The 12,429-nt window shown below is 64.7% G+C and carries 13 protein-coding genes and 1 tRNA gene; 6 read left to right on the top strand and 8 right to left on the bottom strand.

Translation table 11 applies throughout. The features are described 5' to 3' along the window. Window positions 1-41: 41 nt before the first annotated feature. From AC4PTO_RS04185 to AC4PTO_RS04165, 5 genes are read right to left on the bottom strand one after another with little or no spacing between them, the layout of a single operon-like run. Complete coding sequence (locus AC4PTO_RS04185) at window positions 42-1,160, bottom strand: beta-ketoacyl-ACP synthase III (protein WP_492732181.1); 1,119 nt, start codon at window positions 1,158-1,160, stop codon at window positions 42-44. 55 nt (window positions 1,161-1,215) lie between these two features. Beyond that, window positions 1,216-2,157, bottom strand: a complete 942-nt coding sequence (locus AC4PTO_RS04180; RefSeq protein ID WP_492732179.1) for a 2-hydroxyacid dehydrogenase — start codon at window positions 2,155-2,157, stop codon at window positions 1,216-1,218. Further along, on the bottom strand, window positions 2,157-2,492 hold the full coding sequence (locus AC4PTO_RS04175; RefSeq protein ID WP_492732177.1) for a tRNA-binding protein: 336 nt from the start codon (window positions 2,490-2,492) through the stop codon (window positions 2,157-2,159). The genes AC4PTO_RS04180 and AC4PTO_RS04175 overlap by 1 nt, the downstream gene beginning before the upstream one ends. Further along, entirely contained in the window at window positions 2,489-3,301 is an 813-nt protein-coding gene (gene proC, locus AC4PTO_RS04170; protein ID WP_492732175.1) for a pyrroline-5-carboxylate reductase, read from the bottom strand. The genes AC4PTO_RS04175 and proC overlap by 4 nt, the downstream gene beginning before the upstream one ends. 27 nt (window positions 3,302-3,328) lie before the next feature. Next, window positions 3,329-3,832, bottom strand: coding sequence for a type III secretion system chaperone family protein (locus tag AC4PTO_RS04165; RefSeq protein ID WP_492732173.1), 504 nt, complete (start codon window positions 3,830-3,832; stop codon window positions 3,329-3,331). 623 nt (window positions 3,833-4,455) lie between these two features. Between AC4PTO_RS04165 and AC4PTO_RS04160 the strand changes: the two genes are divergently transcribed. The 5 genes from AC4PTO_RS04160 to AC4PTO_RS04140 all read left to right on the top strand — a co-directional run bounded on the left by AC4PTO_RS04160 (window position 4,456) and on the right by AC4PTO_RS04140 (window position 9,827). Then, entirely contained in the window at window positions 4,456-5,493 is a 1,038-nt protein-coding gene (locus tag AC4PTO_RS04160; protein ID WP_492732171.1) for a UDP-glucuronic acid decarboxylase family protein, read from the top strand. Next, a complete protein-coding gene (galE, locus tag AC4PTO_RS04155) occupies window positions 5,493-6,509 on the top strand; it encodes a UDP-glucose 4-epimerase GalE (protein ID WP_492732169.1) in 1,017 nt (338 codons plus the stop codon). The genes AC4PTO_RS04160 and galE overlap by 1 nt, the downstream gene beginning before the upstream one ends. After that, window positions 6,493-8,298, top strand: a complete 1,806-nt coding sequence (locus tag AC4PTO_RS04150) for a glycosyltransferase family 2 protein (protein WP_492732167.1) — start codon at window positions 6,493-6,495, stop codon at window positions 8,296-8,298. The genes galE and AC4PTO_RS04150 overlap by 17 nt, the downstream gene beginning before the upstream one ends. 44 nt (window positions 8,299-8,342) lie before the next feature. After that, window positions 8,343-9,257 (top strand): glycoside hydrolase family 26 protein, encoded by a 915-nt coding sequence (locus tag AC4PTO_RS04145; RefSeq protein WP_492732165.1) that lies wholly within the window; start codon window positions 8,343-8,345, stop codon window positions 9,255-9,257. Between the two features lie 255 nt (window positions 9,258-9,512). After that, window positions 9,513-9,827: a hypothetical protein gene (locus tag AC4PTO_RS04140; protein WP_492732163.1), complete on the top strand. Its 315-nt coding sequence runs from the start codon at window positions 9,513-9,515 to the stop codon at window positions 9,825-9,827. A 163-nt stretch (window positions 9,828-9,990) separates the two neighbouring features. On the opposite strand, the gene AC4PTO_RS04135 is transcribed toward AC4PTO_RS04140, so the two are convergent. Then, on the bottom strand, window positions 9,991-10,596 hold the full coding sequence (locus AC4PTO_RS04135; protein WP_492732161.1) for a LysE family translocator: 606 nt from the start codon (window positions 10,594-10,596) through the stop codon (window positions 9,991-9,993). A 298-nt stretch (window positions 10,597-10,894) separates the two neighbouring features. On the opposite strand from AC4PTO_RS04135, the gene AC4PTO_RS04130 reads away from it, so the two are divergent. Further along, window positions 10,895-11,542: a glutathione S-transferase family protein gene (locus AC4PTO_RS04130; RefSeq protein ID WP_492732158.1), complete on the top strand. Its 648-nt coding sequence runs from the start codon at window positions 10,895-10,897 to the stop codon at window positions 11,540-11,542. Between the two features lie 148 nt (window positions 11,543-11,690). On the opposite strand, the gene AC4PTO_RS04125 is transcribed toward AC4PTO_RS04130, so the two are convergent. Further along, window positions 11,691-11,766 (bottom strand) — tRNA-Ala (locus AC4PTO_RS04125). A 98-nt stretch (window positions 11,767-11,864) separates the two neighbouring features. Further along, window positions 11,865-12,326, bottom strand: coding sequence for a thioredoxin family protein (locus AC4PTO_RS04120; RefSeq protein WP_492732156.1), 462 nt, complete (start codon window positions 12,324-12,326; stop codon window positions 11,865-11,867). Window positions 12,327-12,429: the final 103 nt, after the last annotated feature.

The following is a 12,429-nucleotide window of genomic DNA, read 5'->3' as shown; positions in this document are numbered from 1 at the left end:
CGCTCAAATATCCCCGCCGGAGGCTCCTGCGCCCACCGTCCTCAGATCCGCCTGAGGATGACCGAGCCCACCGAATAGCCCGCACCGAAGGAACAGATCAGCCCCAGCTCGCCCGCCGCCAGATCGTCCGAATTCTGCGCGAAAGCAATGATCGAGCCGGCCGAAGAGGTGTTGGCATAATCCTGAAGGATATTGGGCTGCTCGCCCGGCAAGGGATCGCGCCCCAGAACCTTGCGGCCGATGAAATCGTTCATCGTCTTGTTCGCCTGATGCAGCCACAGCCGCGCCAGCCGATCCGGCGCGATGCCGCTTTCATCCAGATGCGCCAGGATATGCGCCGAGACCATCGGCAGCACCTCCTTGAAGACCTTGCGCCCCTCTTGCATGAACTGCATGTCGCGCCGATCGGCCAGACCGTCGGGGCGGGTGCGCCGCAAATAGCCGTTATTGTTGCGGATATTGTTGGAAAACTCGGTCGCGCAGCGCGTCGACATGATCTCGAATCCGCCCTCTGCCTCCTCGGCGCGCTCGATCAGCACCGCGGTCGCCACGTCGCCGAAGATGAAATGGCAATCGCGGTCGCGCCATTCCAGATGGCCCGAGCAGATCTCGGGACTCACCACCAGCGCGCGGCGCGCAGACCCCGCACGGATCATGTCCGCGGCGGCCTGAATGCCGAACGTGGCCGAGGAACAGGCCACATTCATGTCGAAGGCAAAGCCCCCCGCGCCCAGAAGCTTCTGGATCTCGATCGCGATGGCGGGATAGGGCCGCTCCATGTTCGAGGCCGCGCAGATCACAAGGTCGACCGCGGCGCCGTCGCGCCCGGCCGCGGCAAGCGCCCCGGTGCAGGCCTCCAGCGCCATTTCGGCCATGATTCCGGGTTCGTCATCGCTGCGCTGCCGCAGGCGCGGATACATCCGCCGCGGATCAAGCACGCCGCTCTTGTCCATTACATGGCGCTGCCGGATCCCCGAGGCCTTTTCGATGAAGGCGCTGGACGAATGCTCCAGCGGCGCCAGCGTTCCAGCCGCGATCGCCGCGGCATTGTCGGCGTTGAACAGGTCGGCATAGGCATTGAACGCCACGACCAGCTCGTCGTTCGAGATAACCTCGGACGGGGTGAAGACCCCTGCCCCCGCAATGACCGGCCTGTGCATCCGCGCCTCCTCGTATCGCCCGAGAATCCACCCCTCACGGGGCAAGGTCAAGCGGTCAAACCGGGTTCGGAAGATCCCTGCCGTCGCGGAAGGCGCGCAGGTTCTCAACAGCCATCATGCCCATCGCGTCGCGCACCTCTTCCACGGCGGTGCCCAGATGCGGCAAGAGCGTGACATTGCCAAGCGCGCGCAGCGCGGCGGGCACCTGGGGCTCGCGCTCGTAGACATCCAGCCCCGCCCCGGCGATCCGGCCCGCCTTCAGCGTGGCGATCAGCGCGGCCTCGTCCACGATATCGCCGCGCGCGACATTGATCAGATGGGCATGCGGGGCCATGCGGGCCAGCTCGGCCGCGCCGATCAGGTGACGGGTCGCGGGGCCGCCGGGCACGGCGATCACCACGAAATCCGCCGCCATCGCCTCGGCCAGCGGCACCTGACGCGCGGGGCAGCCCGGCGCGGCCACCTCGGAGCGGTTGTGGAACACCACCTCCATGCCGAAGCCGAAATGACAGCGCCGCGCCACTGCCTTGCCGATCCGCCCCATGCCGACAATCCCCACCCGCTTGCCCGAGACCTGCTGGCCAAGCATCTGCGTGGGCTGCCAGCCGCCCCAGTTTCCGGCACGCACAAGACGCTCTCCCTCGGCGGCGCGGCGTGCGCTCATCAGGATCAGCGTCAGGGCGATGTCGGCGGTGGCATCGGTGACCGCGCCGGGGGTGTTCGTCACCGCGATGCCGGCCGCGCGCGCGGCGGCCACGTCGATATGGTTGAAGCCCACGCCGAAATTGGCCAGAAGCCGGGCGCGGGGCGCGCCCGCGAAGGCCTCGGCGCGGAAATCATCGCCAAGCGTCGGCAGGATCGCATCATATCCGGCCAGGGCCGCGCGCGCCTCTTGCAAGGACAGGGGCGCGGGATCGTCGCTCAGTTCGGCCCCGAATTCCTGAGAAAGCACCGCCGCGACCCGTGGCGTCATCCGGCGCGTCACCAGAACGCGCATCAGAACAGGCGCCCGCCAATCGGCACCTCATGGCCGGGGCCGATCAGGACCACCTCGCCCGCCTCGTCGGGCACGCCCAGCACCAGCACCTCGGATTTCACCGGGCCGATCTGGCGCGGCGGGAAATTGACCACGCCCAGAACCTGACGGCCGACCAGTTCGTCGCATTCGTAATGCCGCGTGATCTGCGCGGAGGATCGTTTCTCGCCGATCCCGGGGCCGAAATCGACCCAGAGCCGGTAGGCCGGCTTGCGCGCCTCGGGGAAGGGTTCGGCGCGGGTGATGCGGCCGACACGGATGTCCACCTTCATGAAATCGTCGAAAGAGATCGTCATCCGCCCAGCTCCTTTCCACGGCGCACGGCGGCTGCCACCGCGCGTTTCATCAGGCCGGGAAACCCGGTCTGCGGCTCCATCAGCACCTCCAGCGCCGCCGCCGTCGTTCCACCCGGAGAGGTCACGTTGCGGCGCAGTTGCGCGGGGTCGTCGGGGCTTTCCTCGGCCAGGGCTCCCGCCCCGGCAACGGTGGCGCGCGCAAGTTGCAGCGCCATCGGCGCGGGCAGGCCCTCGGCCTCGGCCGCGGCGGCCAGCGTCTCGATCAGGTGAAACACATAGGCCGGACCCGAGCCCGACACCCCGGTGACCGCATCCATCTGGTGTTCGCCCTCAAGGCGGACGACCTGCCCGACCGACGACAAAAGCGCCTCGGCCAGGTCAAGATCCGCGGGGCCCGAAGCGGCATTGCCGCAAAGCGCGGTGATCCCGCGTCCGATCGCGACCGGGGTATTGGGCATCGCGCGCACCAGCCGCGTGCCTGCGCCAAGCGTGCCCTCATAGGCCGCGATCCGCGTGCCGGCCGCCACCGTGATGAACAGCGTCCCCGCCTGCGCAAGGGGCTGCAACACCGGCAGCGCCTCGGCCATCATCTGCGGCTTGACGGCGATCAGCGCCACGGCAGGCGCCTTCGGCACACCCGCATTGACATGAACGCCCGTGCCCCTCAGCCAGTCAGACGGGTTCGGGTCCAGCACCCAGACGGCATCGGGCGAAAGCCCCTGCCGCAGCCAGCGTTCCAGCATGGCCGACCCCATCTTGCCACAGCCCAGAATGACCAGGCCGCGTTTCGAAAGTTCTGAAAAATCCATCGCGTCCCCCTTCTTGCGGGGGCCAGACTATGCGCGGCCGTAGGCTTCGGCAATGGCGACATTCATCGCCGCCTCGGGGCTTTCCTCGCCCCAGCAGGCCAGCTGGAACGCCGGGTAGAAGCGTTCCGCCGCCGCCACGGCCGAACCGATCAGCCGGTCGATCTGTTCAGGGCCCGCCACATGCCCGCCCGACAGGACCAGCCCGTAGCGCCACACCATCAGCCGCTGTTCGGCCCAGAAGGTGAAGGCGCCCGTCCAGACCTGATCGTTCGCGCGGTTCAGCAGATCATACAGCGCCGCCTCGCGCTCCGCGGGCGGGTCCATCTCGAAGGTCGAGATCAGGCGCAGGGTCTCGTCCAGCGCGGACCATGCGAGCGTGATGGAATAGGTGCGCCACTGCCCCTCGACCGACATGGCAATCTGGTCGTCGGTCACGCGGTCGAAATCCCATTCGTGATGTTCGGCCAGGCTTTCGACGATGTCGATCGGATGTAGGTCTTCGGTCTGGAGGAAATCCTCGCTCAACGCCATGCCCGTTCTCCTGCCTGTCTGCGCCTTGGGTTGCAGCACCCCAATGGCTTGTCGCCCCTACAAGAAGAGGAGGTTTTCTGCCCTCTTCTTACTACATATGGTGGAGCCAAAGGCCGCTTCTGTAAAGCCCTTTCTGGCGGCCGGCAGGGCGGAGGGGCCAGTCATCCACAGGATTTTCGGGATGTGTCGCGGAATAAGGCTACCAGATATGGTGGCACAAAGGCGGCACCGGGTGATTCTGCCGGAAAACGAATCTTCGACAAAGGTGTTCTAGCGACGCGCCTCACAACCCCAACGGGAAGTCGGATTCACGAACCGGCCTTTTTAGACAGGTCGGCCTGCGCCATTCGTGCTTCACACCACAAAATGTGGATAGTCGATGTCACATTCGAAGCATTTTTGCGGCGGCAATATGTCGTCACATTGACTCCGACCGGGCAGTTGATAGGCTTTGGTTATCAAATTGTGAACGCGTAAATACTGTTGATTTTTATCCACTTAACCCCATTTCCGTGGGCCAATTGTCTTACGAACGGCAACAGACGGACCGCGAGAGCGGACAAAAGGGGAAAGCGGGTTCAAAACGGTTTGTCAGTATCGGCGAGGGGCCGAGGGGGGTTACCATGGCGGGTGAAGTCGTCAAGATCAGCGCAACATCCAAGCGGGATGGCGGACAGTCTGCGCCGTCCGAGAAGCGTATCGTCGTTACCGGCGGCGCGGGGTTTGTCGGATCGCACCTGTGCGACAGGCTGATTGCGCAAGGCCACAACATCTTGTGCGTCGACAACCTCGAAACCGGCCGCATGGCGAATATCGAGCATCTGACCGCCCATCCGCGGTTCGAATTCCGCCTGCACGACGTGATCGTGCCGTTGCAGGTTTCCGGCGATGTGCATGAAATCTACAACCTGGCCTGCCCGGCATCGCCGCCGAAATACCAGATCGACCCGATCCACACCTTCAAGACCTCGGTCGTGGGCGCGCTCAACCTTCTCGATCTTGCGCGCGAGAAAGAAGCGCGGATCCTTCAGGCCTCGACCTCGGAGGTCTATGGCGACCCCGAAATCTCGCCCCAGGTCGAGGATTACCGCGGTTCGGTGAACACCTTCGGCCCGCGCGCCTGCTATGACGAAGGCAAGCGCGGCGCGGAAACGCTGTTTCACGATTACAACGACCGCTACGGCGTGGTGACCAAGATCGCACGGATCTTCAACACCTACGGTCCGCGGATGAACCCCGATGACGGGCGGGTCGTGTCGAACTTCATCATGCAGGCCCTGACCGGGCGGGACATCACGATTTACGGCAATGGCGCGCAGACCCGTTCGTTCTGCTATGTCGACGATCTGGTCGCGGGCCTCATCGCGCTGATGGCCACCCCGCCCGAGCGCGTCAGCCCCGTCAACCTGGGCAATCCGGGCGAATTCACCATTCTGGAACTGGCCCGTCTGGTGCTGGACAAGACCGGCGCGTCGTCGGGGCTTGTATTCGAAACCCTGCCGGTAGACGATCCGCGCCAGCGCCGCCCCGACATTTCCCGTGCGGCAGCGTGGCTGGGCTGGGCACCGACGGTTCCGCTCAGCGAAGGACTGGACCGGACTATCGCGCATTTCGCCCAGGAACTGCGCCAGAAGAAAGAGGCCCCTGCGCGGGTATCCTGATGCCACAAGCACGACGCATTCTTGTAACCGGCGGCGCCGGATTCATTGGCTCACACAGCTGCAAGGCCCTTGCCGAGGCGGGGGCCGTTCCCGTGGTGATCGACAACCTCTCGACCGGGCATGCCGACAATGTCCGCTGGGGCCCGCTGGTCGAGGCGGACCTGCGCGACCGTGAGGCCGTCCTGGCGGCGCTGAAGGCGCATGACATCCAGGGCATCCTGCATTTCGCGGCCTCGGCCTATGTGGGCGAATCCGTGGCCGATCCGCATGCCTATTACGACAATAACGTGGGCGGCATGATGTCGCTTCTGTCGGCCGCGCGCGAGGCGGGCGTCGATCAGATCGTGTTCTCGTCAAGCTGCGCAACCTATGGCACGCCCGCCGCCCTGCCGATCCACGAGGACATGCCGCAGGCGCCGATCAACCCCTATGGCCGCACCAAGCTGGTCTGCGAATGGATGCTGCGCGATTACGCGCCGGCCTACGGGATGCGCCATGTCGCGCTGCGCTATTTCAACGCGGCCGGCGCCGATCCCGGCGGCGCGCTTGGCGAACGTCACACGCCCGAAACCCACCTTCTGCCGCTGACCCTTCTGGCGGCGGCGGGGCTTCGCCCTGCGCTCCAGGTCTTCGGCACTGATTATCCCACCCCCGACGGCACCTGCATCCGTGACTATATCCACGTAGCCGATCTGGCGCGTGCGCATGTGATGGCGCTGGATTACCTGGCAAAGGGAGGCGACAGCGTCGCGCTGAACCTTGGCACCGGCCAGGGCCAGTCCGTGCGCGAGATCATCGCCGCGGTCGAGCGTGTGACCGGCCTGCCCGTTCCCGTGACCGAGGCGCCGCGCCGCGACGGCGACCCGCCCGAACTGACGGCCGATCCCGCCCGCGCCGCGCAGGTTTTGGGCTTTCGCGCCGAGTTCACCGATATAGACACGATCGTGGCCCACGCGGCCCCCTGGTTCGTCGGCCCCCTGCCCGACGCCGAGCCCGACGATGCGCGCCGCGGCTGATCCGGACCGGCCTGTCTATCTTGCACCTATCCTGCAAGGCGGCCGGGCCTTCAAATATACTGTGCTTGGGGTGCTCTGGGCTATCGGAACGGGATATTTCTGGGGTTGGTGGTTACAGCCGGGGCATATCCTCAATCCCTATGCCTATTGGGCGGCCACGTTGGCGCTGATCTGGCTTTATGCCATGCAGTTCTATTTCATGACCGTGTTCCTGATGGCGCAGCGCTCGGTCGCGCCGCTGCCCGAGCCGGGCCGCTGGCGCGTGGCGATGATCGTCACCAAGACCCCGTCAGAGCCTTTCGAGGTGCTTCGCCACACGCTTCAGGCGATGCTGGCGCAGGACTATCCCCATGACACCTGGCTGGCCGACGAAGACCCCCAGCCCGAGACTGAGGCCTGGTGCGCCGCGCATGGCGTGCGGATCTCGTCGCGCAAAGGCGTGGCGGAATACCACCGCGCCGAATGGCCGCGCCGTACCCGCTGCAAGGAAGGCAACCTAGCCTATTTCTACGATCACTGGGGCTATCGCGATTACGATATCGTCTCGCAGCTCGATGCCGATCACGTTCCCCAGCCGGGCTATCTGCGCGAGGTTCTGCGGCCCTTCGCCGATCCCGGCGTGGGATATGTCACCGCGCCTTCGATCTGTTCGGCCAATGCGGGGCAAAGCTGGGCCGCGCGCACCCGGCTTTATTCCGAAGCCGCGTTTCATGGCGTTTTCCAGTCCGGCTATACCGGCGCGCTTGCCCCGATGTGCATCGGTTCGCATTACGCCGTGCGCACCGCCGCGTTGAAAGAGGTCGGCGGGCTTGGCCCCGAACTGGCCGAGGACCATTCGACCACGATGCTGATGAATGCGGGCGGCTGGCGGGGCGTGCATGCGATCGACGCGATCGCCTATGGCGACGGGCCGGCCAATGTGGCCGACCTTGCCACGCAGGAATTCCAGTGGTCGCGCAGCCTGCTGTCGCTGTTCCTGCGCTATACGCCCCGGTATCTGCCGAAACTTCCGCTGCGGCTGAAATTCCTCTTCGTGCTGTGCCAGCTTTGGTATCCGATCTTCGCGGCGGTGATCGGGATGATGTTCGTGATGCCGATCGCGGCGATCCTGTTCGACATCCGCTTTGCCGATGTCACCTATCCGGGCTTCATCGGGCATTCGCTGCCTGCCGTCACGGCGATGATCGTCTTCGCCTACTCCCTGCGCCGGGACGGCTTTTTCCGGCCGCGCGACGCGCATGTCATCGCGTGGGAACATGCGCTGTTTCTTGCGCTGAAATGGCCCTGGGTGTTCTGGGGCTGCGCGATGGCCATCCGCGACCGGATCACCGGAAAATTCGTGGATTTCCGCATTACCCCGAAGGGTGCGGCGGCCCGGCACAGCCTGCCATGGCGCATCGTCGCAGTCTATGCGGGCTTTGCCGCCTTCCTGCTTTTGCCGGTCCTACTGGTGGGGGGTGTGACAGAGGCGCGCGGTTTCTATCTTCTCTCTGTTTTTAACGCGCTTCTCTACACAATTGTTGTGGGGGTGATCGTGTTGCGTCACCTTTGGGACAACGGCGCCGGTTGGCAGGGGCAAAAGCGTGCGGCCATCGGCCAGATCGGAGTGTTCGTCATGCTGGTGGCCCTGCTGATCGGCGCGGTGGGCCTGCGCGGCAAGGAAAGCCTGCACGCCCTCTTGGTGGGGCTGGAGCCTTTCGGCCTTTCAAGGGTGGAATATGCGGCCTCGGGGGCGGGCAGCAAAAAGACGGGCGAGGTCAGATTTAGATTTGACCCGCATTGGAACTGAACCGTGCGCAAGGCACGACATTGGGCAAGCAAGGAGACTGGATCATGAAGGGAATTGACCAGAAAAACCGAAACGGCCATGGCCGGAAGGGGCTGGCGGCGGCACTGACGGCCGCAATCATCCTGGCGGCGGGTGCGGGAATTGCCGCGCCACCGGGCGAGGTGCCCTTCGGCGTTTACGATCCCGACGGGGATTTCGCGCGCGACACCGAAGTGGTCATCGAGCATCTTTTCCTGCCGTGGGAAGATGTCTACCTTCCCTCGCTGAACGATGCCGATGCCTATGCCCAGGAACGCAACCGCGCGCTTCTTGTGACGCTGGAGCCGTGGACCTGGTCGCGCAGCGAACGCAACACCGCGCGCTACCTGCGCAACGGCATCTCCTCGGGGGAATATGACGCGAACGTCGCCGCCGTGTGCAACGTGCTGGCCACGTTGAAAAGCCCCGTCACGCTGCGTTGGGGCCACGAAATGGATGATGACAACGGCCAGTTCATCTGGGCCGGCTGGGAGCCCCAGGATTACATCGCGGCCTATCACCATGTGGTCGACCTTTGCCGCAAATCCGCCCCCCAGATCACCGTGATGTGGTCGCCGCTGGGGGATGAGGGCATGCAGGACTATTATCCCGGCGACGAATATGTCGACCTGGTGGGCGTTTCGGTCTTTGGCCTGCAAGCTTGGGATCAGGCCAAATACGGCCATGACCGCACCTTCGACGAGATCTTCGCCCCCCGCTATGAACGCGCGGCCGCCTTCGGAAAACCCGTCGTGGTAGCCGAGCTTGGCTATGTCGGCGATGCGGATTATGTAGCGATGTGGGAGAATTCGGTCCGGCAGGTCAAGCCCGAATACCCGGCGCTTGTGGGCATTTCCTACTTCAACCAACTTGAGGTTTACCCCTGGCCTGAGGGATTCGGCACGCCCGACTGGCGGGTCAAGAACCAGATTCTGGAGTGATCCGCGCCTATTGATCACAAGGCGGCAACAATCCGCCTGCACGAGTGATGATTGCAACATCCTGCTTTCATTAATTATTATGGGCCGCCCACGAAAATCGCGGGCGGCCCATAAAACTTCGCATTTTTGCCGCAGTTGCACATTAGCCATCGGGAAACATAGTCTGCGTCAAACCTGAAAGATGCCCACGGAAATTCAAGAGCCCCCTGCCCGGGCACTCCCTGTGGTTGCATGCCGAAATGCGAGGAACAAGAAATGACGAACGTAAAAGCCCGTGGCCGCCGCGCGCTCAAAGGTATCATTCTGTTCTCCGCCATCAGCATCGGCGCCTCGGGCGCAGCGCTCGCCCAGGGCGGCTTCGCCGAGCTACGGACGCTTCCGATGTTGGCCTCGAGCGTTGCCGGAAAAGGCACCGCCACCTTCGACTGGCTGGCAAAGCGCGGCAAGCTGAGCAACGCTGCCGCGACAACACCCGCGAAGCCCAAGGCGCCGACACGCACGCTTGGCAAAGGGCGCTACGTCTGCTCGCCCGCTGGGTTCGGACGCAAGTCGCGCTGCTATTCCCGCTGAGGACAGGCGGCCACGCTGCCTTGCATGGAGATTCGCCGAATGGCCGGGATGCAGCGCGCAGCCCGGTCTTTTCATTTTCCGGCGCCGAAGCTGCTACACGTTCCACATGACGCCGACAGAATTATCGCCTTCCAACATTTCCGAGTTTGCCCGGCAAGGCAAGCTAACGGCTGATCGCCATCACCGCGCTGCCGCCCAGAAGGCACGATCCGCCCGCAACCCCCATGCGCCGGCGCGCCCGTGCCGATTGCAGCCGCCCCCCGATCCGCACTGCAAGACAGGCATAGCCCCCAAGCACCCCCGCGACGATCATCGAAGATGTCGCCATGAGGATAAGAAATTGCGGCAGTTGCGGGGCGCCGGGATCCATGAACTGCGCCAGAAATGCCATGTAGAACATGATCGCCTTGGGATTGAGCACCCCGGTCAGGAACCCCGCCCGCAGGCTGCCCCGTGCCGGTGATGCGTCCGGCGTGCCGGCCTGCCCGGCCGCCCGGATCTGCGCGATCCCGAGCCATGCCATATAGGCCACCCCCGCCCATTTGAGTGCATGGAACGCGCTGCCGGAAACCGACAGGATCAGCCCCAGCCTCAGATATGAGGTGACCATGACCACTACCCCTCCGGCCAGATCCCCGACGATGCAGGCAAGGGCGGCCCGCCGCCCCCGCGCTAGGGATTGCCCCACGACCATCAGGACGCTTGGCCCCGGCAAGGCCGAGATCACGACATAGGCCAGAACATAGGCCGCCCAGCTTTCGAAACCCATTGCGCCGATGCCCCCCCTCTTCCCGCATGTCCGCTCATCCAAGCCCGCGCGCCGAGAAATGACAAGACATGGTGAAGGGGCTCTGGCTGGCGGCGCAGAGCCGGGATCGCCGCGCCTATCAGACAGGTTTGCCCCTTGCCGGCCTTGCCGCGCCCATTCCCGAGCCAGGCGGCCGGCCGTGCAAGGCACGGCGAAAGTCGGCCGGGGGTCCGCTTTGGGCAATGCTGCGCAGTTGACGGATGTCGGTTATAGGAAGGACTGGCAAGATAACGCGACTTCATGCCTTGGGGGGAATGACATGCCTACGATCACGGCATTCAAGGCCTCGCCCGACAAAGGCGCAGGGCTGGCGCGCGACATGCGTGTCCGGTGGGCGCTGGAAGAGGTGGGGCAGCCTTACGACCTGCGCCTGGTGACGTTTGAAGAGATGAAGCAACCGGCGCATCTTGCGCTTCAGCCGTTCGGGCAGATACCGACCTTCGAGGATGAGGGCATCTGCCTGTTCGAGTCGGGGGCCATCGTCCTTCATATCGCGGAACGTCACGATGGCCTTCTGCCCAAAGGCGAAGCCGCGCGCGCCAGGGCAACAAGCTGGATCTTCGCCGCGCTGAACACTGTCGAGCCGCCAATCGCGGAGCGCGAGTATGTGACGTATTTCGAAGCGGACAAGAGCTGGCAGGCAGAGCGCTTCGCCATGGTGGACGCGCGTATCAGGATACGGCTGGATCAGCTTGCCGCCGCGTTTGGCGACGCGGAATGGCTGGTCGGCGCTTTCAGCGCCGCCGACATTCTCATGGTCCATGCGCTCCGCCGGCTGGAAGGCTCGGGGCTGCTCGAGGCGTATCCGGTGTTCATGGACTACATCGCCCGCGCCGAGGCCCGGCCCGCCTACAAGCGCGCATTCGCCGCGCAATACGAGGTTTTTCGGAACGCGACATCCTCGTGAACGCGGATGGTCCTGCCAGACGCGCATCCGTCCGCGCTGCTGCCGCCCATGCCCGATGCGGCGCAGGCCGTTTCAACGCCGATGGCCCCCGTCAGAGGCAGTGTCTGTGGCGAAAGGGAAGGCTATGCGGTGTTTTTCAGAGACGGTTTGGTGGAGCAGAGGGGGATCGAACCCCTGACCTCGTCATTGCGAACGACGCGCTCTCCCAACTGAGCTACTGCCCCTCACCGTGGGCGGGTGTTTCGCTCAAGCACGGGGCGTTGTCAAGCGATGCTCTTTGCGCCGCTCGCTTTTTTGGCGCCCCCGCGCCAATCGGGCGCAGTCAGGCGGGATCGTGCACCTTGCTGTGGACCAGCGCCACGAGGTCTGCGGCGGGGCGGGCGCCCGCAAGCCGCACGACCTCGCGTCCCTTGTGGAACAGGATGAAGGCCGGGATGCCCCGGATGGCGTAGCGGATCGCGGCGTCGGGGTGGGATTGCGTGTCGACCTTGGCCAGCCGCACCTTCGGCGCAAGCATCCGGGCGGCCTTCTGGAACTCGGGCGCCATCGCGCGGCAGGGGCCGCACCAGGGCGCCCAGAAATCCACGAGCAGAGGAAGGCCGTCGACCTTGGCGGCCTTTTCAAGCGTTTTCAGATCAAGTGCTGCAACCTTGCCCGACACGAGCCCCGCCCCGCAGACCCCGCATTTCGGGGCCTCCGACAGCTTGCCCGCCGGGACGCGGTTGCCCTGCCCGCAGTCGAGGCATGTGAGTTTCACGAAATCGGTCATGGCACCCTTTTGCATTCAGCTTTCCGAATACATTGGAAGCCCCGGGCGTGCTTTCAAGGGGGACACGGCCTGTGCTGCCCTCCGCCGGAAGCGCGGGTGAAAATCCGTGGAGGCCTCC

It is taken from the genome of Rhodobacter maritimus (assembly GCF_058747975.1).
Note: the sequence above shows the minus strand (reverse complement) of the source record. Positions and strands in the feature narration are given on the sequence as shown.

Coding starts and splice junctions, on each gene's coding strand:
- AC4PTO_RS04130 (WP_492732158.1), top strand. CDS start 10,895: ATGCCTACGATCACGGCATTCAAGGCCTCGCCCGACAAAGGCGCAGGG.
- AC4PTO_RS04140 (WP_492732163.1), top strand. CDS start 9,513: ATGACGAACGTAAAAGCCCGTGGCCGCCGCGCGCTCAAAGGTATCATT.
- galE (WP_492732169.1), top strand. CDS start 5,493: ATGCCACAAGCACGACGCATTCTTGTAACCGGCGGCGCCGGATTCATT.
- AC4PTO_RS04175 (WP_492732177.1), bottom strand. CDS start 2,492: ATGACGATCTCTTTCGACGATTTCATGAAGGTGGACATCCGTGTCGGC.
- AC4PTO_RS04120 (WP_492732156.1), bottom strand. CDS start 12,326: ATGCAAAAGGGTGCCATGACCGATTTCGTGAAACTCACATGCCTCGAC.
- AC4PTO_RS04160 (WP_492732171.1), top strand. CDS start 4,456: ATGGCGGGTGAAGTCGTCAAGATCAGCGCAACATCCAAGCGGGATGGC.
- proC (WP_492732175.1), bottom strand. CDS start 3,301: ATGGATTTTTCAGAACTTTCGAAACGCGGCCTGGTCATTCTGGGCTGT.
- AC4PTO_RS04165 (WP_492732173.1), bottom strand. CDS start 3,832: ATGGCGTTGAGCGAGGATTTCCTCCAGACCGAAGACCTACATCCGATC.
- AC4PTO_RS04150 (WP_492732167.1), top strand. CDS start 6,493: ATGCGCGCCGCGGCTGATCCGGACCGGCCTGTCTATCTTGCACCTATC.
- AC4PTO_RS04180 (WP_492732179.1), bottom strand. CDS start 2,157: ATGCGCGTTCTGGTGACGCGCCGGATGACGCCACGGGTCGCGGCGGTG.
- AC4PTO_RS04135 (WP_492732161.1), bottom strand. CDS start 10,596: ATGGGTTTCGAAAGCTGGGCGGCCTATGTTCTGGCCTATGTCGTGATC.
- AC4PTO_RS04145 (WP_492732165.1), top strand. CDS start 8,343: ATGAAGGGAATTGACCAGAAAAACCGAAACGGCCATGGCCGGAAGGGG.
- AC4PTO_RS04185 (WP_492732181.1), bottom strand. CDS start 1,160: ATGCACAGGCCGGTCATTGCGGGGGCAGGGGTCTTCACCCCGTCCGAG.